21 protein-coding genes are annotated in these 24,158 nt (G+C 44.3%); 8 read left to right on the top strand and 13 right to left on the bottom strand.

Going from position 1 to position 24,158, the window contains the following annotated elements:
• Positions 1–141 precede the first annotated feature (141 nt).
• From A142_RS06465 to A142_RS06440, 6 genes are all read right to left on the bottom strand, one after another.
• A complete protein-coding gene (locus tag A142_RS06465) occupies positions 142–1,044 on the bottom strand; it encodes a multidrug transporter (RefSeq protein WP_019820430.1) in 903 nt (300 codons plus the stop codon).
• Between the two features lie 137 nt (positions 1,045–1,181).
• Positions 1,182–1,886: a phosphonate utilization transcriptional regulator PhnR gene (gene phnR, locus A142_RS06460; protein ID WP_004730140.1), complete on the bottom strand. Its 705-nt coding sequence runs from the start codon at positions 1,884–1,886 to the stop codon at positions 1,182–1,184.
• Between the two features lie 68 nt (positions 1,887–1,954).
• Positions 1,955–3,664 (bottom strand): putative 2-aminoethylphosphonate ABC transporter permease subunit, encoded by a 1,710-nt coding sequence (locus A142_RS06455; RefSeq protein WP_431306021.1) that lies wholly within the window; start codon positions 3,662–3,664, stop codon positions 1,955–1,957.
• Between the two features lie 21 nt (positions 3,665–3,685).
• Positions 3,686–4,795, bottom strand: a complete 1,110-nt coding sequence (locus A142_RS06450; protein WP_019820426.1) for a putative 2-aminoethylphosphonate ABC transporter ATP-binding protein — start codon at positions 4,793–4,795, stop codon at positions 3,686–3,688.
• Positions 4,796–5,022: 227 nt separating this feature from the next.
• Positions 5,023–6,444 carry an FAD-dependent oxidoreductase gene (locus A142_RS06445; RefSeq protein ID WP_019820425.1) on the bottom strand — a complete coding sequence of 474 codons (1,422 nt, stop codon included), beginning with the start codon at positions 6,442–6,444 and terminating at the stop codon, positions 5,023–5,025.
• A 120-nt stretch (positions 6,445–6,564) separates the two neighbouring features.
• A complete protein-coding gene (locus tag A142_RS06440; RefSeq protein WP_019820423.1) occupies positions 6,565–7,575 on the bottom strand; it encodes a putative 2-aminoethylphosphonate ABC transporter substrate-binding protein in 1,011 nt (336 codons plus the stop codon).
• Between the two features lie 350 nt (positions 7,576–7,925).
• Between A142_RS06440 and phnW the strand changes: the two genes are divergently transcribed.
• From phnW to A142_RS06420, 4 genes are all read left to right on the top strand, one after another.
• Positions 7,926–9,029: a 2-aminoethylphosphonate--pyruvate transaminase gene (gene phnW / locus A142_RS06435; RefSeq protein ID WP_029405294.1), complete on the top strand. Its 1,104-nt coding sequence runs from the start codon at positions 7,926–7,928 to the stop codon at positions 9,027–9,029.
• On the top strand, positions 9,029–10,468 hold the full coding sequence (locus tag A142_RS06430; RefSeq protein ID WP_019820420.1) for an aspartate aminotransferase family protein: 1,440 nt from the start codon (positions 9,029–9,031) through the stop codon (positions 10,466–10,468). Before phnW ends, A142_RS06430 begins: the two co-directional genes overlap by 1 nt.
• Positions 10,469–10,552: 84 nt before the next feature.
• Entirely contained in the window at positions 10,553–11,371 is an 819-nt protein-coding gene (gene phnX / locus A142_RS06425; protein WP_019820419.1) for a phosphonoacetaldehyde hydrolase, read from the top strand.
• A 332-nt stretch (positions 11,372–11,703) separates the two neighbouring features.
• Positions 11,704–12,768 carry an OmpA family protein gene (locus A142_RS06420; protein WP_019820418.1) on the top strand — a complete coding sequence of 355 codons (1,065 nt, stop codon included), beginning with the start codon at positions 11,704–11,706 and terminating at the stop codon, positions 12,766–12,768.
• Between the two features lie 123 nt (positions 12,769–12,891).
• Here A142_RS06420 and A142_RS06415 read toward each other — a convergent pair whose 3' ends face one another.
• Entirely contained in the window at positions 12,892–13,290 is a 399-nt protein-coding gene (locus A142_RS06415; RefSeq protein WP_019820417.1) for an OsmC family protein, read from the bottom strand.
• A 201-nt stretch (positions 13,291–13,491) separates the two neighbouring features.
• Here A142_RS06415 and msrB point away from each other — a divergent pair, with 201 nt between their 5' ends.
• Positions 13,492–14,634, top strand: a complete 1,143-nt coding sequence (gene msrB / locus A142_RS06410) for a peptide-methionine (R)-S-oxide reductase MsrB (protein ID WP_019820415.1) — start codon at positions 13,492–13,494, stop codon at positions 14,632–14,634.
• A 98-nt stretch (positions 14,635–14,732) separates the two neighbouring features.
• Here msrB and A142_RS06405 read toward each other — a convergent pair whose 3' ends face one another.
• Both A142_RS06405 and A142_RS06400 read right to left on the bottom strand, forming a co-directional pair.
• Positions 14,733–16,100 (bottom strand): TrkH family potassium uptake protein, encoded by a 1,368-nt coding sequence (locus A142_RS06405; RefSeq protein WP_019820414.1) that lies wholly within the window; start codon positions 16,098–16,100, stop codon positions 14,733–14,735.
• Positions 16,101–16,119: 19 nt separating this feature from the next.
• Positions 16,120–16,776 (bottom strand): potassium channel family protein, encoded by a 657-nt coding sequence (locus A142_RS06400; protein WP_019820412.1) that lies wholly within the window; start codon positions 16,774–16,776, stop codon positions 16,120–16,122.
• A gap of 186 nt (positions 16,777–16,962) precedes the next feature.
• Between A142_RS06400 and A142_RS06395 the strand changes: the two genes are divergently transcribed.
• The 3 genes from A142_RS06395 to A142_RS06385 all read left to right on the top strand — a co-directional run bounded on the left by A142_RS06395 (position 16,963) and on the right by A142_RS06385 (position 21,160).
• A complete protein-coding gene (locus A142_RS06395; RefSeq protein WP_019820410.1) occupies positions 16,963–18,078 on the top strand; it encodes a mechanosensitive ion channel family protein in 1,116 nt (371 codons plus the stop codon).
• A 106-nt stretch (positions 18,079–18,184) separates the two neighbouring features.
• A complete protein-coding gene (locus tag A142_RS06390; RefSeq protein WP_029405293.1) occupies positions 18,185–19,720 on the top strand; it encodes a mannose-1-phosphate guanylyltransferase/mannose-6-phosphate isomerase in 1,536 nt (511 codons plus the stop codon).
• 15 nt (positions 19,721–19,735) lie between these two features.
• Complete coding sequence (locus A142_RS06385) at positions 19,736–21,160, top strand: phosphomannomutase/phosphoglucomutase (protein ID WP_019820408.1); 1,425 nt, start codon at positions 19,736–19,738, stop codon at positions 21,158–21,160.
• A 112-nt stretch (positions 21,161–21,272) separates the two neighbouring features.
• On the opposite strand, the gene aroG is transcribed toward A142_RS06385, so the two are convergent.
• The 4 genes from aroG to A142_RS06365 form a co-directional block, all read right to left on the bottom strand.
• The gene (gene aroG / locus A142_RS06380) at positions 21,273–22,325 is read right to left on the bottom strand and encodes a 3-deoxy-7-phosphoheptulonate synthase AroG (protein WP_019820407.1); all 1,053 of its coding nucleotides are present in this window, start codon (positions 22,323–22,325) and stop codon (positions 21,273–21,275) included.
• A gap of 313 nt (positions 22,326–22,638) precedes the next feature.
• Entirely contained in the window at positions 22,639–22,854 is a 216-nt protein-coding gene (locus tag A142_RS06375) for a DUF3820 family protein (protein WP_004730103.1), read from the bottom strand.
• Between the two features lie 12 nt (positions 22,855–22,866).
• Positions 22,867–23,538, bottom strand: a complete 672-nt coding sequence (locus A142_RS06370) for a DUF3313 domain-containing protein (RefSeq protein WP_019820406.1) — start codon at positions 23,536–23,538, stop codon at positions 22,867–22,869.
• A gap of 100 nt (positions 23,539–23,638) precedes the next feature.
• Positions 23,639–23,992, bottom strand: a complete 354-nt coding sequence (locus tag A142_RS06365; protein WP_017630160.1) for a hypothetical protein — start codon at positions 23,990–23,992, stop codon at positions 23,639–23,641.
• Between the last annotated feature and the right edge of the window lie 166 nt (positions 23,993–24,158).

The following is a 24,158-nucleotide window of genomic DNA, read 5'->3' as shown; positions in this document are numbered from 1 at the left end:
TGAGATGGATGTTACCGGTAACTTTACAGCCTTGTCTATGAGAAGGATCACATCTTTAACATTAGTAAAACGTTTGCTATCAATAAGAAAAATGCGACTGAAAAGTCACATTATAGGTTGGAGGTAGGATTTAATTTCTTTTTAAGTCAGTGAGATAACTAAACCTGCAATGATGAAAACGACGCCTACACCGCATGTAACGTGCCACTTTTCCTTTAAAAAGTAGATCCCCATCACTACGCCGAAGATGATACTTACTTGCCTAAGTGCCACAACCAAGCTGACGTTCTCAGTCATGGTCATCGCAAACAACACCAAACCATAAGTCGAAGCCATCATGATGCCGGCCACTGTGGCTTTCTTTCGCAGTATCCAAGCATTAGTAAACTCGATTCTTTGGTTGGTTACGAATAACCAAACACTCAGCGGAATCACAATCGCCCAAAACTGAATGCCTAGGTAGAAAATCGCGGTGTGCTTGTTAGTAATGGTGGGTGTACTTAGAGGCTCTAATAACAGAAGCGCCTCTTTATCAATGATGGAATAGCCCGTGGTACCAATAGCGGCGATTAACGCCCACAACACGCCAAGGTTCAGATATGCTTTTAACCTAAGATCTGAAAACTGCTTTAGTGGTACAAACATACAGCCTAAGGTTATTAAAGTGAACCCAATCCATTGATTCGCTGACAATTCATAGCCGATCAACACCGTGCCTAAACCTACCATCAACACAGGCAGTGCTCGTGCCATTGGGTAAATAACACCGATATCAGCTTGTTTATAGGCCGCACCTAACCCAATCAAATAGATGATTTGACAGATCCCACTCAAGAAAACCAGTTGCCAGAATGGAAGTGAGATATTTGATAGCCCTACACTGTGAACATACCAGATCAAGTAAGGCGTTAATATCGCTGCGGCGGCAAAGCCAGAGGCTAAGAAGAATGACGAACCCGATCCTTGATTAGATTTACCTAGAACGTTCCAACCCGCATGAAGCAAAGCCGAAATAATCACGATTACAATGGCAGAGAATTCCATTTCATTCCTAAATTATTGATGAATTAGCACAACGGCTGACAACCGGTGATAAAAAAGGCCTCGGAATAAGAGACCTTTGATCGTTTCAATTGGGCAATACTGCATAATTGCAGATATGCCAGCATTCTAAAGTATGACTAGCGCTCTAGCTGTGCTATCGACTCAATGCTGATCGCATCATGACGCCAATACTCAATATCGCAGTCAATCAAATCACCGTTCTGATTGTAGTTAACACGCTCAACCACCATCGCTGGAGACCCAGACGTCGCACGCAGAGCTTGTGCTGTTTCGCCAAGTAAAGACGTTGTGCTTACTCGGTAACGGATCTTCTGATACACCACACCAAAGTGTTCTCGGTAGATGTCAGTCAATGATTTAGACAAATCATAGTCCAGCAAGTTGGGGAACAGCTCAGGTCGAATATAGTTCGTCACATACACAACCGGCCTGTCTTCAAGGTAACGAACTCTATCTACACGATAAACATCCGAAAAAGGTTGAAGCTCAAGAAGCCTAGTTGCTTCCTTGGTTGCTAACATGCCTTTCGCTGCCACTAATTCTGTTTTCGGCTTACGATTCTGCGACAAAGCCATATTAGTGAAGTTCAGCGTTTGCGTTGGGTCGTAGCGCAGTGGAGCTGGAGAGATAAACCAACCACGGCGGTCTTCTCGATAAATGCGCCCTTCAGCTTCAAGTGAAGACAAAGCTTCGCGCAAAGTAACTCGTGTCGTATCAAACGATTCAGCCAGTTTACGTTCTGCAGGCAACTTCTGTCGTGGCGTTAACATCCCCGACTCTATCTGCTCTACGATGACGTCTTTAATTTTTACGTACTGCACTTCATTTCCTTTCATTCTTGTTCTTGTCGTCAGCCATTCCTTGGCCAACTGCAATATAAATTGGTTCGCTAGCGTTTACGCCAAGCTTGGGTGCGCTTCTCGAATAACTTGTTGATTAACATATGAATCAACTTCGCACTCGCCGCAGATATCATGATCATCACCGCCATGGCGGCTGCTGCACCGGTCTGCCCCGCATCGTCCATATTCAATACTGAAACTGACGCAGGTATCGTATCGGTAGAATACAAGAATACTACCGCAGATGTCGTGGTAAGTGCATTAATAAACAGGTATGTCGCAATATCTAAAATCGCAGGCAGACAAACGGGCACCGTCACCTTAAAGAACAACTTGTATTGCGGTAGGTTAACTGAGGCCGCAGTTGCTTCAATTTCGTCAGGTAACTGCTTTAATGCCGTTAACGCCGTCATGTGTCCTACGGTGTAGTAATGAACCACGGTGTTGATAACCAGAAACGCCATCGTGCCATACAAGAAGTTAAGTGGGTTGCTCAAGTCATTGAAATAGAAGATATACCCCAAACCCAACACCATCCCCGGAACCGCCATCGGCACAACGCTGAGCATCTGCATTGCCTGACGAACTGGACCGAACGCTCTGCCTTTCTCAATGCCGTACGCACCTAGGAAAATCAGAACCGTACCGATAATAGCAGTCCAAGCACCGAGCGTTAGAGAGTTGAAGAACGGCGTCCAACCGTAGGTACTCATTTCTGCGAAGTTGTAGTTATTCAACGTGAGCGCTTTGTTCCAAGGCCAAAATGTGACCATAGAACCGTATATCGCCATACCCAACACGATAACCACAGCAGCAGAGATGATGGTGCAGTAAAGGAAACACATGCCATCACGCATGGTATTTGGTTCTGGTTGGTACGCGACAGAACGAGTATCAAACAAGCTCTTCTGTTTCTTTTGAACCCAGCGGTCAACGGTAAACGCAAGCAACGCAGGCAATAGCAGCAAGATACTGGTTACCGCACCCATAGAGAAGTTCTGTTGACCAACCACCTGCTTAAAGATGTCAGTCGATAGCACGTTGTAGCTACCACCTATCACCTTTGGCACACCAAAGTCACAAACCACCAGCGTAAACACAACGATCAGAGTGCTGATCAAGCCGTATTTTGCCGCAGGTAACGTCACCATAAAGAAAGTTTTTAACGATGAAGTATTGAGTGCTCGAGCTGCCTCATAAAGGCGAGCGTCAGAGGTTCTTAATGAGGTGGTCAGAATCATCAAAGCGTGTGGAAACGTCCAGAATATCAAACCCAGTGAGATACCAATCAAGCCATAAACCGAGTTGCCACCCAAGACTTCTTTAGCGATACCTTGGTTACCAAATAAGAAGATAAGACTGATTGCTGGAAGCAGCGACGGAGCAAGAATAGGCGCAGAACCCAGTACTTGAAAAAGCCCCTTAAAAGGCATGCATGAACGAGTTAGCGCATAAGCATAACCAAACGCCAAGACACCCACGACAACGGTCACTAACAACCCGAGCGTGAAGGTATTGCCCACCGACTGCCACAGGCTTTGAGACGCAAAATACGTAGCGAAATTCTGTAAGCCTACAAATTCACCATCTGCGTTCTGAACACTCTTTTCCAACATTGCCCACAGTGGCATCAGGATAAACAACGTCATGACCACAGACAAAAAGGCCAACAGCCCAAACAGAATTACGTTGTCTTTGCTTAACCGAGCCAGAAAAGGTTGTACTCGTCGTTGAATTAGCAGCTTAGATTGCATCATTTGAATCGATTCCATGATTGTTTACGCCGCCTCGTCTTTCATCACTTGCAAGCTTTTCGATGGGTAAGCTCTCAGACCTTCTTGATCGAATGCAACGTAACGAATATCACTGCGACGCAGCTTCAATCGGTTGAACTCTTTGACGGGTACATCCACGATGATCTCTTTCGCCGTTGAGTCATGTTGCAACTCGCACTCCACGCGATAAAACGCCCCTAAGAATTCGCTTGATACGATTCTCACTGGCAAGGATTCACTAAAACGATCAACAAACTGGATTTGCTCAGGACGAACCGCGATATCAAACATATCACCCTGCTTTGGTGTCAGGTTGTCTAACCCAGGCAATGGCAACATAGACTCAGCAATACGCATCTTGCCTTGAGCTGCTACAGAAGCTTGAATAAAGTTCATACTGCCGACAAACTCAGCCACAAAACGACTGACGGGTTTTTGGTAGATCTCTTGTGGAGCGCCCACTTGCTCGATAATACCGTGATTCATTACCACAATGCGGTCAGCCATGGTCAAAGCTTCATCTTGATCGTGCGTCACCATAATCGTGGTGATGCCCAATTTACGCTGCAATTGACAGATCTCGTCGCGCAGGTGTGTTCTTACTTTTGCATCCAATGCAGAAAGCGGTTCATCAAGGAGTAGCAGACCTGGAGACAAAGCCAAAGCACGAGCCAAAGCCACACGCTGCTGCTGCCCACCAGACAATTGATTTGGGAATTTCTGACCAGACGTCGGTAAGCCGATGGTCTCTAACCAAGACTCAACCGTCTCAAGAGCTTCTTTGGTCGACATGCCTTGGTTTTTAAGGCCAATCGCAATGTTTTCTTCCACAGTAAGGTTCGGGAACAAAGCGTAAGACTGGAACACAATGCCAAAGTCGCGCTTTTCTGGTGGTAAGAAGGTCGTATCCTTACCGTTCTGCTCAATAGAACCTGAAGTAGGTAAATCTAAACCTGCAATCGCACGTAATAAGGTGGTTTTTCCACAGCCAGATGGGCCAAGGAAGCAGACGAACTCGCCTTTATCTATCGATAGGGAAATGTCTTTTAACGCTGTGAATTGGCCAAATTGCTTTACAACGTTTTCAATATTCAAATAAGTTTGGTTGCTCATACTACAGCACTCTCTATATGGTATATACCAAATTTAAACTGAGAACATTGCAGTTAAGTGACAAATTTATAGAAGCTAAATGACAGTTATATTGCAGATATAATAAGCATTAAAGATCATTATTTGTTCAGCATTGAAACTTAATTCAACGTTGAAAGCCCTCAATGACTTGCCCAAAGATCACTGAGAGCCCAAATGTAAACTTCTAATTTAAACGCTAGATTAATCTATGATTTAACCTTGTCGGCTTTGCCCGCCGCACCAGCCAGCTTTGCCAATTGCTTATCCAGCCACAATGGCGTTTTACCAGAATCTTCCGCGTTCTCTTTTCTTCGTACCGCGTCACGCACCATCATCGCACCTACCCAACGAAATGGCTCTGGCGGGAAATGCCCAAGCGGTCCGTTGGTTAATCCGCAACAGGTCCAAGCGTTATCAGCTCCAAGTACCATAGATGAGAGAATCTTTCCGCCCATACGAGTTTGAGCCACACCATTACCTGAATAACCAAGCCCATAATAGATGTTGCTTTGGCCTTTCAGATTACCGAAAAATGGCAATCCGGTGACCGAACGATCTGAGCCGCCCGACCAGTTGTAATCGAATTCATTCTGCTCCAGTTTAGGGAACAATTTCTGGAAAGATTGACTGAGAATCGGTAGGTAGTTAGTCGTTTGGTTGAACATGCTTTCAACCTGATTCGCAAACGAGAATTTATTGCCGCCTTTGCCCAACATGAGTCGTCCATCCTCAGTGTCACGGTAGTAATGAACAAAGATACGTGAGTCCACTACCGCCGCTCCTTTTTCGGGACCAAACTGCTTGAGTTTTTCTGGAATAGGCTTAGTCACTACCATGTCAGACGAGACGACCACAATGCTGCGTTTGAACTCTTTAAAGTGATCGAGCATCCATGCATTGAGCGCTAAGATCACTTTATCGGAAGTTATCGCCCCACCCTTAGTTTGGACGAGAGCTGGTGAGCCGTAATCAAGAGAAGTCATTTCTGTATTTTCGTAAATTTCGACACCCAATTCGATCGCAACGCGGCGTAAACCTCTCGCCAATAAAGCTGGCTGAACGCTACCCGCAGCTTCTGAGTAGTAACCTTCAATGTGGCGATCCGACCCCGCTTTATCAGCTAAGGACTGATCACACTTCTTCCAGCTATTGATACCCTGCTTAACCAACTCATTAACGATAGGCTTCATTCCGCCCTTTTGAGATTCATTGGTTGCCGTGTAGTAAGTGCCACTTCTATAAAGATGCGCATCGATTTTATGCTCGTTACAGAAAGCTTCGATCTCGTAAATTACCTTTTCAGATTCCTTAACCAGCCATTTGGCTTGCTCTTTTCCATAGAGTTTTTTCAAGGTTGGATATTTGGTTGACCACGTCAGCATACACCCGCCGTTCGCCCCAGAAGCTCCGCTACCACATAGGCCTTTTTCAATCACGACAACATGCTTTTCGGGTTGCTGTTGTTTGATTAAAATCGCCGTCCATAAACCCGTATAGCCACCGCCAACAATGGCGATATCACAGTTGACGTCTTTTTGGAGCGGCTTAGCCGAATCTAACCCCGCATTGATGTTGCCAAACTCTTGTTCCAACGCTTGCTTGAACCAATATGAGTAGTGCTTTGTCATTTGTTGTACCTTACTTAAAACCTAAAGGCGTAAAACTAAAAAAGGAAGACCGAAGCCTTCCTTTACTGATTTCTAACTTCTAATGAACTAAATAGTTAATTAACTGAATAGATCGTCAGATTAAGATTTTGGCTCTGATTTAGCATCAAACTTCTCAGACCATGTTTTTAGAACATCAGCACGTTCGCTGCCCATGCGAGCGAAGTCCATTTTTGCCATGTTCTTTTCTACATTCGGGAAGTTCTCTGCTTTGCCTGTCACATCTTTGTGACCAACAACTGGGTACATTTCGATGTAAAGTTCATTCGCTGCTTTAGAGATAGACCAATCGATAACACGTTGCGCTGCATCCGAAGGCTTAACAAGGCCTACCGCTTCAGATTCCCAACCGATACCTTCAGGCGTAATCACAGAAAGCGGCGCACCTTGAGTTTTCAGCCTTGCACCGCGGCTCGCCATAGAAATACCGATAGCCACTTCACCCATACCCGCTTGAACACATGGCTTAGAACCAGAGTGCGTGTAGTGAGCGATGTTTTGATCTAGCTTCTGCATGTAGTTCCAACCTTGGTCTTCACCCATGTTTTGTAACCAAGCCGAAACCTGCATGTAGCCCGTACCAGAAGATGCTGGGTTTGGCATTGCAATGTGGCCTTTGTAGATAGGCTTCGTTAGGTCATCCCAAGATTTAGGTGCAGGTAGGTTCAATTGCTTAGCAACGACTTCATTGAAACAAACCGCATTGAAGAATGCATCGTTGCCATACCAAGCTTGAGTAGATTGCGGATCGTTAAGGTTTACACGCAACTCTTCTACACCTTGAGGTGTGTAAGGCTTGAGAATGCCCTCTTCTTTAAGCAAAGCCATTGAAGAACCCGCAAGGCCCCATACTACTTCTGCACGAGGGTTGTTTTTCTCGGCCAATAATTTTGCCGTCATGATCCCTGTTGAATCACGAACCCATTTGATGTTGATGTCTGGGTTTTCACTTTCAAATGCGTTTTTGTATTTCGCTAAAATGTCAGTTTCAAAAGCTGTGTAAACCGTCACTTCCTGTGCTGCATAAGCATTACCAGCTAGTAGAGTAACTAATGCTGCAAGTGATCCTTTCATAAAACGGTTTTTCATCATTTTCTCCAGTCAGGCCCGATGCCAAGGTTAGGAATTGCCAAGGTTAAAGTTGTTAAGGCTAGAAGCTCCATCTAGAGGCTTCTATATCCATAAATTCATTTAGGTTATTAGCACAGACCCTCACATTGGTATGCACCAGATTTCGAGTATTAAGCTAACTGGCTTTTATGACGATTAAATGAACAAAAAATGGCAATTTAAAGATCGGGAAATTTCTCAACACAAGTGACAAATTTGAATATGAAGCTTTTGTGAAAATAACGTTTGGGCTATTTACGACGGTTTAAATTGGTTGTTAAAGTAACCGCAAATATTGGTATAGTCCAAAATGCAAATAACGAGAATTGAACATGAGAAACGAATACTTACTGCTGACACCGGGTCCTCTATCTACTTCTGAAACCGTTCGCCAAGCGATGCTAAAAGATTGGTGTACTTGGGATGACGAGTACAACAAAGACGTTGTTGAAGTAATTCGTAGCAAGCTTGTGACTTTGGCGACTAAGCAGGCGGGATATACAAGTGTATTAATGCAAGGCAGCGGCACTGCTTCAGTTGAAGCAACAATCGGTAGCGTTATCTCTAACAACGGTAAACTTCTTGTTGTTGATAACGGTGCGTATGGTGCTCGTATTGCTCAAATCGCAGACTATTTAAACATTCCATGCCATGTCGTTTCCCCAGGTGAAACATCACAGCCTGACTTGAACGAAATGGAAACGGCATTGGCCATGGATTCAGACATTACTCACGTTGCGATTGTGCACTGTGAGACCACCACTGGCATGCTGAATCCAATTGAAGACATTGCCAAATTGGCAAAACAGCACAACAAAACCGTCATTCTTGATGCTATGTCTAGCTTTGGCGGCATCCCGATGGATATTGCTGACTTAGGCATCGACTACATGATCAGCTCGGCAAACAAGTGTATTCAAGGTGTGCCGGGGTTCGGCTTTGTTATTGCCAAGCAATCAGAACTGGAAAAGTGCAAAGGCCAAGCTCGCTCATTAAGCCTTGATTTATTTGACCAATGGCACTGCATGGAAAGCAACCATGGGAAATGGCGCTTCACCTCTCCGACTCATACGGTGCGCGCTTTCTACCAAGCTCTACTTGAATTGGAACAAGAAGGCGGCATCGAAGCTCGTCATAGTCGCTACCAAACCAACCAAACCACATTGGTTGTAGGTATGCGCTCTCTTGGTTTTGAACCTCTGCTAAATGATGATCTTCATTCACCTATCATCACCTCTTTCTATTCTCCAACTCATAGCGATTACCAATTCAAGGCGTTCTATGACCGTTTGAAAGAACAAGGGTTTGTGATTTACCCGGGCAAGGTTTCAAATGCAGACTGCTTCCGGATCGGTAACATCGGTGAAGTGTACCCATCAGACATTGAAGCTCTCATTGGCGCAGTTAAGAATGCTATGTACTGGGATATCAAGTAATGACGATAACTAACCAAGAGCCAGTGGTGAACGCGGCGCACTTTCGAAGTGAAGGTGATGTGAACACCACACCAGCACGCGAAAAATGGAACGAATCACTAAACGATGACGCGACTCAAGCGATGTTAAAACGTGATTCTGACGTATTTCTTCATCAAGCCATGTCAACGCCTTGTCTAGATACACTTGAAGCCGCAGAAGGCATCTACATACAAGATACGTCAGGCAAGAAGTACATGGACTTTCACGGCAACAATGTTCATCAACTAGGCTATGGTCATCCCCACATCATCAATAAAGTGACTCAACAAATGGCGTCATTGCCGTTTTCACCACGTCGCTTCACCAATGAAACTGCGGTTCAGTGCGCTGAAAAACTCACACAGATCTGCGGTGGTGATTTGAATCGCGTGTTGTTTGCTCCCGGTGGCACATCAGTGATCGGCATGGCGCTAAAACTTGCTAGACATGTCACCAACAATTTCAAAGTAGTGTCATTGTGGGACTCATTCCATGGCGCGTCACTCGATGCAATTTCAGTAGGTGGCGAAGCTTGTTTCCGCGAAGGCATGGGGCCATTAATGGCTGGCGTAGAACGCATTCCACCCGCGGTTTCCTATCGTGGTGCTTTTCCCCTTAATGTCTCTTTATCGCGTTGCGGGCAAAACTCAGGCGATAACAATGATACGGCATGTGATGTGCACTACGCCGATTACCTAGAATATGTGATTGAAAAAGAAGGTGGCATTGGTGCCTTCATTGCCGAAGCAGTGCGTAACACAGACGTTCAAGTTCCAAGCAAAGCTTACTGGAAGCGAATCCGTGAGATTTGTGATAAGCATAACGTCATGTTGATCATCGACGATATTCCAAACGGTATGGGTCGTAGTGGCGAATGGTTCACTCACCAAGCTTTTGATATCGAACCTGACATTCTTTGTATCGGTAAAGGTTTTGGCGGCGGCTTAGTACCAATCGCAGCCATGATCACTAAAGACAAATACAACACGGCAGCGCAAGTTTCTCTTGGTCACTACACTCACGAAAAAAGCCCAATTGGTTGCGCGGCAGCACTCGCCACCATGGAAGTGATTGAGCAAGAAAACCTACTTGAAAAAGTACAAGCGGACAGCGCATTCGTGCGTGAACAGCTGCTTCAAATGAAAGAGAAGTACCCAGTCATTGGTGACGTTCGCGGCATCGGCCTGCTTTGGGGAGTGGAATTGGTCACTGACCATATCACCAAAAACCGAGCGTACGATGAAGCAGAAGCAGTACTTTACCAATGTCTGAACGATGGCCTGAGCTTTAAGGTATCACAAGGTAACGTGATTCAATTGAGCCCACCATTGATCATCAGCCGTAACGAGCTAGAAGCCGCTCTGTCTGTATTCGAAAAAGCGATAGCAAAAGTCTGCAAAGACTTTGAGTACCTTTAAACCATCATCTAACCAATAACTTAAAACAATCATTTGTCTCCCAGAACAACTTGAGCTGGGAGAGAACAGAAATAGGACACGACTATGAACACAACATCACCTATCCAAGCAGTTATCTTTGACTGGGCTGGCACTATCGTTGATTTTGGATCATTTGCTCCAACCAGTATTTTCGTTGAAGCATTCAGACAAGGTTTCGACTTTGATATCGACTTAGCAGAAGCGCGTGAACCTATGGGGATCGGCAAATGGGACCACATCCAAGCAGTGGGTGGAATTCCAGCTGTTGACGCTCGTTGGAAGGCTCAGTTTGGACGTTCGATGACAAGTGAAGACGTTGACGCGATCTACGCGGCATTTATGCCTCTTCAAAAAGCGAAAGTAGCCGACCACGCAGCGCCAATTTTAAACGCGATTGAAGTAGTGAATAACCTAAAAGATAAAAACGTAAAAATCGGTTCTTGTTCCGGTTACCCACGTGAAGTGATGGATGTTCTAATTCCTGCAGCAGCAGATTATGGCTATCGTCCAGACAACGTGGTTGCAACCGATGACTTACCTCAAGGTGGTCGCCCTGCACCATTCATGGCACTTAAAAACGTGATTGACCTAGGCGTAACAAACGTTGCAGCCTGTGTGAAAGTGGATGATGCAGCCCCGGGCATTGATGAGGGTCACAACGCAGGCATGTGGACGGTAGGTCTTGTGTTATCAGGCAACGAAGCAGGCTTAACGTATCAAGAATACTTAGATGCAGACGAAACAACACTGGCAGCAGCACGAGAAAAAGCGAGCCTTAAGCTAAACAAGTCAAACCCTCACTACCTAATCGATACCATTGCAGACCTACCAGGTGTCATTGCAGATATTGAAAAACGTTTGTTAGTTGGTGAACGCCCATAACGGTAATCCCCCAGATTCCTCAACCAAACATTCAGTACACATGAAAATGAAACCTCGTATTGCCTAAAAATGATACGAGGTTTCTTCTTTTCCAACATTTGAGACAGCAATTAATTGACAAAAACCTCTGTAAATAGCACCTTAAATATATAATTTTTAACAATTTCATTGACCATAATAAGCAACTGCACTAACAATGTAATAACAGTTCCAAGATAGGTTCGACCTGAATCTACGCCTTGAACGATCTACTGTTGCAGTGTCCCAATCAGTAAGTCGTCGCTTTAAAGGCTCATTCAGATAACAATAAGAGTTAATCCAAGGATAAGATTATGAAAAAATTGTCAAAAATCATGTGTGCTGTGATAGCTGCTTCAGGTTTCGCTGCTGCTCCATCAATTGCCGCAACGACATACGTAGGCGCAAAAGTTGGCATGGGTTGGCTAGATAGCGCTTGTATCGACAACATTGATTGTGAAGATGATTCAGTGGCGGGCGGTATTTACGGTGGTTACAACTTTACCGATAACATTGCTCTAGAATTGAATGCAGATTACTTAGGTGATTATGAAACCAGCTTTAACAACAACGGAGCGACTCAAAGATACAGCGATTCTATCGTAGCCATTTCTTTAAGCCCAATGTATCGACTAGCGATTAAACAAGAGTTTGATATCTTCTTTAAAGCAGGTCCTGCTTACATCATGCACGATGACGAAGACGACGTTGTTTTAGCCTTAGGTATCGGTGCCGAGAAACAGCTTTCAGACGATTGGGCGCTTAGAGTTGAATACCAATACTTCGATGATTTTGACGATAAGATTATCCAAGACCTTAACTCTAACCTTGTTACCATTGGTCTAAGCTACAATTTCGGTACAGGTAACACGACAGCTTCAGCCGCAACAGTAGCTACTGCGGCAGCGGTAACCCAGGCTCCAGCTGAACCAATTGCAGAACCTGAAGCCGTTGTAGTTGAAGAAGAGACTGTTGTAATTAAAGCGCAAACTGAAAGCTTCTCTCAAGGCATGTTTGAGACAAACAGCACTGAACTGTCAACTGAGGGTGAAACTGCTCTAATGCCACTAGTAGAAGTGCTGCAAACTTACCCTCAATCGTCAGTCAATGTAGTTGGTCACACCGATTCAACAGGTGCAGCTGAGTACAACATGATGATCTCTAAGAAACGTGCTGCCGCTGTAGCTGCATACATCGAAGAGCAAGGTATTGAAGCAGACCGTATTACTGCTACAGGTGAAGGTGAAGAAAACCCAGTAGCAACAAACGATACTGCTGAGGGTCGTGCTCAAAACCGTCGTGTCGACGCAACGATCCCTGGTTTCGAATACCAAGAAGAAGTACAAGTTGAAGAAGTTATCGTAGAAACTGCTGAATAACAGCACTCTACCTTAGCCGAAATAATAAGGGCGGAGCACTCAAAATGCTCCGCCCTTTTCTTTATCTGTCTTTCTAATAAGCCGTAAAGTAACGGCCCAAAGCCAAGCTGTACAATCCGAAAACTAAACGATTTCCCAGCTGTGAGTCATTTCTACGCCAGCACCTAACATTAGACATACTGAACAGTATTTTTCTAGCGAGTCAGCACATACTTTTGCAACTAACTCAGGATCAAGGTTGTCACCCGATACTTCAAAGTGAATGTTAATCACAGTAAAGATTTTTGGCGCGGTTTCACGACGTGTGGTATCCAGCTTTGCATTACAGCCTGTGATGTTCTGGCCTGCAGATTTCAAACCATCAACCACATCAACAGAACTACAACCACCAGCAGCCATTAACACCATTTCCATCGGGCTTGGCGCAGTAGCACCACCACTTCCATCCATCACGACAGAGTGACCTGATTGAGATTGACCTAAGAATTTAAAGCCTTCGACCCATTTAACTTCTGCTTGCATACAGTTCCTTAGATGACCGATAACCGCCATCACTGTCTATTATTTATTGTTAGTACCGACACCCTACTACTGGCGGCATTTATGAGCAAGATTTTCTCGATGACATATTTTTTTCATGAATGATGCAATTTTTTCCATCTAAAACCTGTCTCTATTCGTACATTCAAAATCGAATGAGAAGAACGTCAAGATGAGGTATCTATGAATAAATTATCTAAAATATTGGTATCACTCGTGGTTGCGCTACCACTGATTTCGCTGTTTGTAAGCCAGACTGGCACTGCCAATACAATGGATAAAACAGCTAATTCAGGTAAAAGTGAAATCGCGACACTGGCTGGTGGTTGTTTTTGGTGTACAGAATCCGACCTAGAAAAGCTGACAGGCGTCACTGACGTTATCTCTGGGTACTCTGGTGGTAAACTAGAAAACCCAACCTACAAACAAGTATCCTCAGGCAAGTCTGGTCACATCGAAGTGATCAACGTGACTTACAACCCTGATGTTGTTAGCTATGAACAGGTTCTTGACCAATTCTTCAGACACATCGACCCAACCGATGACAAAGGTTCATTTGTAGACCGAGGTCCTCAATATCGACCAGCTATTTTCTATCATAACCAAGCACAAAAAGATGTTGCTCAGAACTTCATGATGGAGATCGACAAAGCTAATATCTTTGGTGAACCACTAAAAACAGAACTGATTGAATTTGAAAAATTCTGGCCAGCGGAAGACTATCACCAAGACTATTACAAGAAGAGTAAAGTTCGTTATAACTACTACCGCTACGCATCAGGTCGTGACCAGTACTTAGATAAAATCTTCGGGGACGATAGAAAAGAGAATCCACAAACTATCCGTCAGATCATCGACAGCAAAAATGCGACAGCTAATGCTAAGACCTACGTCAAGCCGTCTGATGCAGAGATCAAAGCGAAGCTAACCGCACTGCAGTACGATGTAACACAAGATGACGCGACAGAACGCCCGTTTGATAACAAATACTGGGATAACAAACAGGAAGGTATCTACGTCGACATCGTTACTGGTGAGCCGTTGTTCTCTTCAAAAGACAAATACAAGTCAGGTACAGGCTGGCCGAGCTTTACACAGCCAATCAGCGAGGCTTATGTCATCACAACTACTGACTACAAACTGCTTTACCCAAGAACAGAGGTTCGCAGTAAGTTTGGTGATTCTCACCTGGGACATGTATTTAAAGATGGTCCAAAACCAACAGGGTTACGTTACTGCATGAACTCAGCCGCAATGCGCTTTATCCCTGCGGATAAATTAGCGGAAGAAGGCTACGAAGAATACGTTGAGATGTTTGAGGGCTAAGCATTCAGCAATTAACGGTCAGCCTACGACAACAAAGCCAGCATATCGCTGGCTTTGTTTTTATTGACAGAGCTTTATTTATCAGCCCGTGAACCTAATTAACCAGTCAACACCGTGTCTTCTGGATATTTCAACAAGGAAGGTTCTGGGCGAGCTAGCATATAAGCCAAGGTCAAAGGACCGATACGTCCAATCACCATAACAACAATCATGATGTATTTACCGAGCTCAGTCAGGTTTGCGGTTAAGCCAGCCGTTAAACCAACCGTTGCAAAGGCAGAAATCACCTCAAACATGACTCGATCAAACGCTGCCTTTTCAGTAAGCATTAACAAAAACATCGCGGTGGTTAATAGCGCCCCACTTACCACAATAATGGCCAACGACTTTGTTACCGCTTGCCAAGTCACAGTGCGCTTAAACATCACCACGTGCTTTTTCTGACGTAGGAAGGTCCATGTTGCGACAAAAGCGACTGCAAAGGTCGAAACCTTAATACCACCACCTGTTGAGGTAGAACCTGCACCAATCAACATCAGTACAATCATTACCAACAATGCAGGCTGAGTGTACTGAGACAAATCCACACTATTAAAGCCAGCAGTACGAGCACTAGCCGACTGGAAAAATGCGGCTAGCCACTGCCCTTGAGTCGATAATCCTTCCATGGTTGCTGAGTTATTTCTTTCCAACAGCCAGAACAATACCGTACCTACCAACAATAGAGTCGGAGTGGCGGTTAGCATAATCTTGGTGTGTAAATGAAGATGTCGAAAACCTTTACGCCAGTTACTCGATAGGTCGCCGACGACTGTGAAGCCTAAGCCACCGAAAATAAACAAACCAGCTAACGTGAAGATCACCAATGGATCATCAACAAAACTCATCATACTGTCTGAAAACAGTGCAAAACCTGCGTTGTTGAATGCTGATATCGCATGAAAAAGTGCATAAAAGCTACCCGTTGACCATCCCATCTCAGGCACCCAGCGGAAACAGAGCAATACAAAACCGATAAATTCAGCCACTAATGCAAAGATTATGATCTTCTTAACTAATTTGCGAAGGTTAATCTTACGATCTTGGCCAAGCGCTTCTTTCGCGAGTGCTTGTTGTTTAAGGCTTAACCGAACACCGAACATGTATAGCAGTACTGCAGATAAGGTCATCTGCCCTAACCCGCCGACTTGCATCAAGAACATCAGTAAGATTTTGCCCGCCAAGGTGAAATGCTCACCCGTATCGACAACACCCAAACCTGTCACACTGATCGCCGAGGTTGCTGTAAACAGTGCATCCGTAAAGCTTAGGCCTGTCACGGAGAATACAGGCATCGTCAACAATATTGCAGAGGGGATAAGTACGCCTAAGAAACTCGTAAGGATAATCTTAGGTTCAGAGCCTTTACGCGGCTTTTTATCACTCTTAAGCGTGTAGAAAGTACCTTTTCGTTTTAACGAATTCATACTGTTACCTTATTGCCAATTACCAATTGCGTAGCTTTCTAGATAAGGTCTCTTTCGGCCCAGCGATGATCACCACATCCCCAATTTCTAAACTCACATCCAATTCTGGTGCTTTAGTGAGGTTCGGTCCTCGCTTGAAGCCAAGTACCTCAACACCATTTTCTTTACACAGCTTAAGGTCGCCAAGTTTCTTACCCAACAGTTTAGAACCAATAACAATCTCCGTCATCGCCAAGCCGCTGCCAAGATCGATAAACTCAAGAACGCGTCTATCCAACATCTTGCGCGCAACACGAATACCCATATCGCGCTCGGGCATGATGATATGGTCGGCACCAATCTTAGAAAGGATCTTGCCGTGAAACTTATCGTTCGCCTTTACCCAAACAGCTTTTGCGCCTGACTCTTTTACCACCAGAGTAGTCAGAATACTTGAGTTAACATCAGAGCCAATCGACACCATCACCATGTCGTAATCGTCGAGTCTTAACTCTTTGACGGTCTCCTCGCTTGTACAGTTCGCAACAATCGCTTGTGAAACAAAAGCCGCCGCTTCTTTCACTCGCTCTTCATCAATATCGACGGCGAGTACCTGTGCGCCTGAACTTTGTAGCTCTTTGCAAACAGATAAACCAAATCGCCCTAAACCGATAACTGCATATTGTTTGTCGCTCATTTGAAATCCTGTTTAGAAATTTTAATTACACGGGATAGCCAAACCTACATTAGTTTCTATCTCAAAAAAAGTTAGTTCTGCAAGAATAAGGTTATACTATTGTCATAATCGCTTGATTTATAAAGGTAGAGAACAACTCGAGTTTCTGCTAATTTCCAATTCATAATTTCTGCGGCAGCACACACAATGAATGAATTCATAACCCAAGTACAAACCTACATCAACCAGAGCCATAGTGATTGGGCAAACAGCGTCCTATTCATCACTATTGCGAGTTTTCTCGCTTGGGTAGCTTGGCGAATTATCCATAATCGCTTAGAAATTCTGGTTCAGAAAACCCCATTTCACTGGGACGATCTACTGCTAGAGGCACTAAAAACCCCTGTCAGCACGTTACTTTGGTGTTGGCCTGCTACTGTATCTGTCGGGCTCATCCTTCAAGACCAGTTTGGCAATGAAATCAACTGGTTAAAAACACTTAAGCACATATTAATTATCTGTACCTTCGTTTGGTTTACCTTACGAATGATCACTAACACAGAAGCCTATGTCTTAGAGCAAAAAAACAGAGACGAAACCACAGTACAAGCTATAGCGAAAGTCGCTCGCTTGTTCTTTATGGTGATGGGCGGCCTTACGATCATGCAAGCATTCGGTCTCAGCCTGTCTGGCCTTCTGACCTTTGGTGGTGTGGGTGGTTTGATTGTCGGTTTGGCAGCAAAAGATCTACTCTCGAACTTCTTTGGTGGCATGATGATCTACTTCGACCGACCTTTTAAAGTCGGTGATTGGATTCGCTCTCCCGACCGTCAAATCGAAGGTACTGTCGAACGTATTGGCTGGCGCATGACCATTATTCGCACCTTTGATAAACGACCGTTGTACGTGCCAAACTCAGTATTCAGTAACATTGTGGTGGAAAACCCATCGCGAATGCTAAACCGCCGAATTAATGAAACCTTTGGGCTTCGTTACGAAGACGCGAGCAAGTTAGCTGCTATCGTGGATGACGTAAAAGCCATGCTTGAAACGCACCCAGATATCGATGCTAAGCAAACGCTCATTGTTAACTTTGACAAGTTTGGCCCATCAACGCTGAACTTCTTTATCTATACCTTCACCAAAACGGTCAACTGGGTGAGATACCATGAAGTGAAACAAGATGTGCTACTGCAGGTGCTAGCAATCATTCACAAGCACAATGCAGATATCGCTTTCCCAACACAAACACTCAAAATCGACCCGCAAGGTTTTAGCGAAGTTCAAGATATGGCTATTTCAAATCCATCAGGTCATCAATAAGCAGCGTATCTACTGTTTATAGGTAACTAAATGGGTTATCGATAATGAAAAAGAGTGAAGCGTGGTAACATGGCGCCAGTATTTTAAAGCACCCAATTACCACGCTATGATTTTACCTGTCATTCTAGCCGGCGGCTCCGGAAGTCGTCTCTGGCCACTGTCTCGCGAGCTTTACCCTAAGCAATTTCTCAATATAGCCGGTGAGCAGTCAATGCTTCAGCAAACGCTTCAACGCCTGCAAGGTCTTGAAGAGCACTTGATGGATAGTAAATGCGATGCCCCTTTCATTATCTGTAATGAAGAACATCGCTTTATTGCCGCTGAACAAGCTCGAGCATCCAATATCCAACACAGTGGAATACTGTTAGAGCCAGTCGGTAGAAACACAGCCCCAGCTATTGCGCTTGCCGCCTTAAAGGCATTAAGTAAACCAGCGCTTAAAGAACAAAGCGCATACGATCCTATCTTGCTAGTGCTGGCTGCTGATCATCACATCGCGAAAACCTCTGAATTCCAACAAGCGATTAGTCGTGGTGTTGATTATGCAAAACAAGGCACACTGGTGACATTCGGTATAACACCTGACGCCCCAGAGACTGGCTATGGCTATATCAAGCAGGGAGAGCCTCTTTCCTCCAGTGTTAAAACTGATACTAATAGGACAGAGCAGCCAATCAATCACGCCTACGCCATAGAGTGCTTCGTTGAAAAGCCCGACCTAGCAACTGCAGAGCAGTACATTGATTCGGGACAATACCTATGGAACAGTGGCATGTTCATGTTTAAGGCATCACGCTATGTTGAAGAACTCGCCGAACACCACCCTGAGATATTAGCGGCTTGTAAACTCGCTCTTGCAAAGCAAAATACCGACCTCGACTTTATCCGTATAGACGCTGAAGCATTCAAAAGCAGTCCGAGTGATTCTATCGATTATGCCGTGATGGAAAAGACCTCACACGCCGCAGTGATCCCGATGGATGCCGGCTGGAACGATATTGGCTCATGGTCTGCTATTTGGGATGTAAGCGAAAAAGATGAGCACAATAACGTCATTGAAGGTGATGTGTTGACCGTCGACTCTCAACACAACTACATCCATGCTGAAAATAAGCTGGTTGCTACGGTAGGCGTCGATAACCTGATTATTGTCGAAACCAAAGACGCTATATTGGTTGCGAATAAAGACAAAGTTCAAGGCGTGAAATCGATTGTCAGCCAGCTGAATCAAGCAAATCGCACAGAACATGTTCATCACCGCGAAGTTTTTAGACCTTGGGGTAAATACGATGTAATCGATCTAGGCAAACGCGACAAAGTTAAACGTATCACCGTAAAACCCGGTCACAAGTTGTCGTTACAAATGCATCACCATAGAGCGGAACATTGGGTAGTAGTGGCGGGTACTGCGAAAGTGACCAACGATGAAAAAACCTATCTGGTTGAAGAAGATCAATCCACTTACATCCCTTTAGGCCATATTCACAGCCTAGAAAACCCAGGGGATCTCCCACTCGAGATGATTGAAGTACAAACAGGCAGTCATTTAAGTGAAGACGACATCATTCGATATCAAGACAGCTATGGGCGAGACGTGCGCAAGCAACAAGTCCAGTCATCAAAGCACAACCAAACGAAATAAAGCAGCGACAAATCGATGAAACCAACATTAGACCTGAGCTGCTTTAAGAACAACGATATCCGCGGCGTCATTGGTAAACAAATCAATGAGCCACTAGCCTACCTGCTCGGTAAGGCATTTGGCGAATACGTCCTGTCTGCTGCGCCTGAAACCCCATTCGATGGCTTGGCTCAAGTGGTGATTGGTCGTGATAACCGAGAAACGTCCCTTTCATTACAAGAAGCCATGACCAAAGGCTTAATCGAGTCTGGAATAACCGTCGTTGACCTTGGAATGACAGGGACTGAAGAAGTCTACTTTGCAACTTGCCACCTTGGCGCCATTGGCGGAACCCAAATTACGGCAAGTCATAACCCAATCAATTATAACGGAATGAAATTGGTCGGTGTAGACGCTAGCCCTATCAGCAAAGACAACGGCTTAGATCAAATTAAACAACGCATTGAGGCTCTAGAGCAAGAACCAGTCAGCGATCTACCGATCAGCTACGTACAACCCTCTAATTCTTGTAGAACGGCCAGTATTCTTGCTCCGTACGTCGAGCACCTACTCTCGTACATAACCCCATCAAAGCTGTCACCGATGAAGATTGTTGTTAACGCAGGAAACGGCGTTGCAGGACATGTCATTGATGCTTTAGAGAATAAATTTAACGAACTCGGTGTCCCTATCACCTTCATCAAAGTTCATCATAACCCTGATGGAAACTTCCCAAATGGTATTCCAAACCCTTTGATTAGAGAGAACCAAGCAGCCACTCGAGATGCCGTTTTAGAGCATTCTGCCAACCTTGGAATTGCTTGGGATGGAGACTTCGACCGATGCTTTTTCTTTGATGAACAAGGTAATTACATTGAGGGTTACTATATCGTTGGTCTGCTCACCGAAGCATTCTTACTTAAAGAGCCTAACGCCACTGTGTTGCATGATATGCGTATGACATGGAACACGATTGAAGTTGCTAACAAGCTTAGTGGAAACGCTATTGGCGTCAAAGCTGGGCATGCGCTCATCAAAGAAAAAATGCGAGAGCTGAATGCGGTGTACGGTGGAGAAATGAGTGCACATCACTACTTTCGTGATTTTGGGTATTGCGACTCGGGAATGATTCCTTGGCTGTTAGTGATTGAGTTGATTAGTAAAACTCAACAATCTCTTCACCAATTAACGAGTACCAGTATAGATAGATTCCCCTCTTCTGGGGAGATCAATCGAAGAGTCTCAGATCCAGAACAAGTCATGGCTTGCGTGTTATCGCACTACCAAGATAATGCCGTTGAAATCGTTCACACAGACGGGATCAGCGTCAATATGGGCACATGGCGCTTCAACTTAAGAAAGTCCAATACCGAGCCATTAATACGCCTCAACGTGGAAACCAAGCAAGATAGAACTTTACTGTCACTTAAAGTCGACGAGTTACTGTCTTTTCTCATTTAAGAATACTGATACTTTCAGTTTATAACTAAGAATTACAAAAAAGCCCTTACTAGCGATTGCTAATAAGGGCTTTAAATTTTCAGCCGCTTAGTGACTGGCTGTAATAATTAGATTACTTGTTACGGCGAGCTTCAACAGCGTCTGCCAGTTGGCGAAGTACTGTCTCAGTATCTTCCCAACCAATACATGCATCAGTCACAGATTGACCGTAAGTTGCAGCTTTGCCGTCAACCAAGTCTTGGCGACCTTCAACAAGGTGAGATTCAATCATCACACCAAAGATAGCTTTGTCGCCACCAGAAATTTGTGCGCTTACGTCATCAGATACGTTCATTTGACGCTTAAACTGCTTAGAGCTGTTTGCATGGCTGAAATCGATCATCACTTTTTGTGGAAGACCAGAAGCTGCTAGCTCTTCTTTAATCTTACCAACATGTTCTGCGCTGTAGTTTGGCTCTTTACCACCACGTAGGATGATATGACAATCAGGGTTACCTGCTGTCTCAACAATAGCTGAGTGACCGTACTTAGTTACCGATAAGAAGTGGTGAGAAGCGCTAGCAGAGCGAATAGCATCTGTTGCGATCTTGATGTTGCCATCAGTACCATTCTTGAATCCAACTGGGCAAGATAGGCCAGAAGCCAGTTCGCGGTGAACTTGAGATTCTGTAGTACGTGCGCCGATTGCACCCCAGCTGATTAGGTCAGCAACGTATTGAGGCGTGATCATATCTAGGAATTCGCTTGCCGTTGGCATACCCATGTCAGTTAGGTCCAGCAGTAGCTTACGACCTAGACGAAGTCCATCATTTAGCTTGAACGTATCGTTCATGTACGGGTCATTAATTAGACCTTTCCAACCAACTGTTGTACGTGGCTTTTCAAAGTAAACACGCATTACGATTTCAAGGTTATCACCAAGTTCATCGCGCAACACTTTCAAACGTTTACCGTACTCAAGAGCAGCTTCTGTGTCATGAATAGAACATGGGCCTACAATAACAAGCAAGCGGTCATCGCTTTCTTCTAAAATATTGTGGATCGCTTTGCGGCTTTCAAAGGTTGTAGAAGAAGCAACTTCTGTCGCTGGAAACTTTTCTAAAACAGCAACAGGGGGTAATAACTCTTTTACTTTGTTAATTCTTACATCATCAGTCTGGAACATTGCTTACTTCTTCCTTTTTTCTATCCTTGAGCTGAATGTACGTTGTCTCACGTCACTTTCTATCAGCACTAATCTTCTTGTTCCCTGTAACTTAACTAGTAAAAACTCTAGTTTCAATCACTAATTAAAAATAAACGCAATTTTTTTTGTGTTTTATATTTAAAACACCCTGTATACCATTATTTACACACTATCGATTGCGTATTTTATAAGAAAATACGAAGAGCCATTATTCAAGCTACATCATGTATGTAAAATTGTGTCGAACTTAAAAACAAAAAAGCTCACGTGATCAGCGTGAGCTTTTATTTAATTACATTCTTTTCAATGGCTTGACGACACTATCAAGCCCTTCAATCTTCAGAGCAAGACACAGTTTTAATAAATCGCCGAGTTCACCAGACGGGAATCCCTTTTTATCGAACCACAGCAAATATTCTTCAGGCAGGTCAATCAGTGTACGACCCGCGTACTTTCCAAATGGCATCTGCATTCGAGCCAACTTAATCAAGTTCTCTTTCTCTAGCATTATTCGCTCTTTCTATGCGTCATCTATGTTGTGTAGAGTATCACCTAAACGTTCTGCCCAATAGTTGATCGCGTCTTTGGCATCATCCAGCGAATCAATCATGGTTGAAAAATCTTTGTTACCCGCTTCACGGTCGATGGCTGCAAACAGTGGTGTGCCCTCTTGAGCATCACTGACCAATAACTCTACACTCGCACTCCCAACATTGGTGTGTTGGCCAGTTGTCACCTTAGAAATAGTTGACATCGCAAGGCCAAATGGCAGAACGCTGCTCGTTACAGCTAAGATCGGATTAGGCGTTTCAACGTTACTCAGAGCGATACTCAAGCGGAGCGTTTTTCCTGTCGGTTCATCGACAATCGTTTTATGAGGCGATATTTTCTCTTCCAAGCGCGAAACCATGTGCTCAGTAAGTTCCTGAATCTCTTCCTGATCCAACGAACCTTCTTCTGCTAAAACAAAAATTTGGTCGATCACTACAGAGTCGTAATCATCTAACTTGGATTTCAAACGCTGTGTGTCACGCAGCCCAACCCTTGCCCAAACCAAGTCGACGCCTCCGACAGGCCCAGCCTGAAAATCTTCGTAGCTGGTAAATTTAGTAGCTGTTCTAATTGGGCCGCCTGCACAACCAAACAAGAAAATGCTGGTTGCAACAAGCAAAAGGACTTTTAAAGAGTTCATAACGCACTTAGCTAAAATTAAGGAATCTAACTAAGTATGCCATACCCTATGTGAGAAGGTTGTAGAAAAAAGGGGTTAAAAATTAGAGCTAACTCTAAAATTAATCATGTTGAACAGTGTGAGCGTACTCTACAATCACTTGATTTCCTTCAATATAAGCATTTTGGATCTCACCATCAACACTCATTCTACTTTTCAGGTAGACCACTTTAGGGCCCGATTCATTACCCTCTTTTAGCGAAGGGAATACATTCCTTGGTTCCAAATGAAGTAAACGGCAAAAGTGACTGATGAAAGACATGGTCAATGGCGTCTCCCCTCTTAACACTCGTGAGAAATCAAGCTGGTTCATTCCTAGCTTTTTTGAAAACTCCATCTGCGTAATTCGCATTCGCGATTTTTGTGACATCCACGTTTGATACAACGCATCTCTGTCTTGTTCTGTGAATTCCATACCGACTCCTTTATATAATTCATACCAATCAATTGTCCGTTTTTTCATACACGACATGTCAGGGTTCGGTTAATGGAAACCAAAGGTTTGGTTTTGATATGAGTGCAATTGTTGTACAGAGCAGAACACAAAAACCCAAAAGCATTCACAAAAGCATTCACAAAAG

The sequence above is a fragment of the Vibrio splendidus 12E03 genome, assembly GCF_000272105.2.
GTDB classification, from domain to species: domain Bacteria; phylum Pseudomonadota; class Gammaproteobacteria; order Enterobacterales; family Vibrionaceae; genus Vibrio; species Vibrio splendidus_I.
This window is presented reverse-complemented; position numbering and strand designations above follow the sequence as displayed.

Bases quoted from the DNA above. Each gene is read 5' to 3' on its own strand.
- A142_RS06465 (WP_019820430.1), bottom strand. From the start codon at position 1,044: ATGGAATTCTCTGCCATTGTAATCGTGATTATTTCGGCTTTGCTTCAT.
- A142_RS06455 (WP_431306021.1), bottom strand. From the start codon at position 3,664: ATGATGCAATCTAAGCTGCTAATTCAACGACGAGTACAACCTTTTCTG.
- A142_RS06450 (WP_019820426.1), bottom strand. From the start codon at position 4,795: ATGAGCAACCAAACTTATTTGAATATTGAAAACGTTGTAAAGCAATTT.
- A142_RS06445 (WP_019820425.1), bottom strand. From the start codon at position 6,444: ATGACAAAGCACTACTCATATTGGTTCAAGCAAGCGTTGGAACAAGAG.
- A142_RS06440 (WP_019820423.1), bottom strand. From the start codon at position 7,575: ATGATGAAAAACCGTTTTATGAAAGGATCACTTGCAGCATTAGTTACT.
- phnW (WP_029405294.1), top strand. From the start codon at position 7,926: ATGAGAAACGAATACTTACTGCTGACACCGGGTCCTCTATCTACTTCT.
- A142_RS06430 (WP_019820420.1), top strand. From the start codon at position 9,029: ATGACGATAACTAACCAAGAGCCAGTGGTGAACGCGGCGCACTTTCGA.
- phnX (WP_019820419.1), top strand. From the start codon at position 10,553: ATGAACACAACATCACCTATCCAAGCAGTTATCTTTGACTGGGCTGGC.
- A142_RS06420 (WP_019820418.1), top strand. From the start codon at position 11,704: ATGAAAAAATTGTCAAAAATCATGTGTGCTGTGATAGCTGCTTCAGGT.
- A142_RS06415 (WP_019820417.1), bottom strand. From the start codon at position 13,290: ATGCAAGCAGAAGTTAAATGGGTCGAAGGCTTTAAATTCTTAGGTCAA.
- msrB (WP_019820415.1), top strand. From the start codon at position 13,492: ATGAATAAATTATCTAAAATATTGGTATCACTCGTGGTTGCGCTACCA.
- A142_RS06405 (WP_019820414.1), bottom strand. From the start codon at position 16,100: ATGAATTCGTTAAAACGAAAAGGTACTTTCTACACGCTTAAGAGTGAT.
- A142_RS06400 (WP_019820412.1), bottom strand. From the start codon at position 16,776: ATGAGCGACAAACAATATGCAGTTATCGGTTTAGGGCGATTTGGTTTA.
- A142_RS06395 (WP_019820410.1), top strand. From the start codon at position 16,963: ATGAATGAATTCATAACCCAAGTACAAACCTACATCAACCAGAGCCAT.
- A142_RS06390 (WP_029405293.1), top strand. From the start codon at position 18,185: ATGATTTTACCTGTCATTCTAGCCGGCGGCTCCGGAAGTCGTCTCTGG.
- A142_RS06385 (WP_019820408.1), top strand. From the start codon at position 19,736: ATGAAACCAACATTAGACCTGAGCTGCTTTAAGAACAACGATATCCGC.
- aroG (WP_019820407.1), bottom strand. From the start codon at position 22,325: ATGTTCCAGACTGATGATGTAAGAATTAACAAAGTAAAAGAGTTATTA.
- A142_RS06375 (WP_004730103.1), bottom strand. From the start codon at position 22,854: ATGCTAGAGAAAGAGAACTTGATTAAGTTGGCTCGAATGCAGATGCCA.
- A142_RS06370 (WP_019820406.1), bottom strand. From the start codon at position 23,538: ATGAACTCTTTAAAAGTCCTTTTGCTTGTTGCAACCAGCATTTTCTTG.
- A142_RS06365 (WP_017630160.1), bottom strand. From the start codon at position 23,992: ATGGAATTCACAGAACAAGACAGAGATGCGTTGTATCAAACGTGGATG.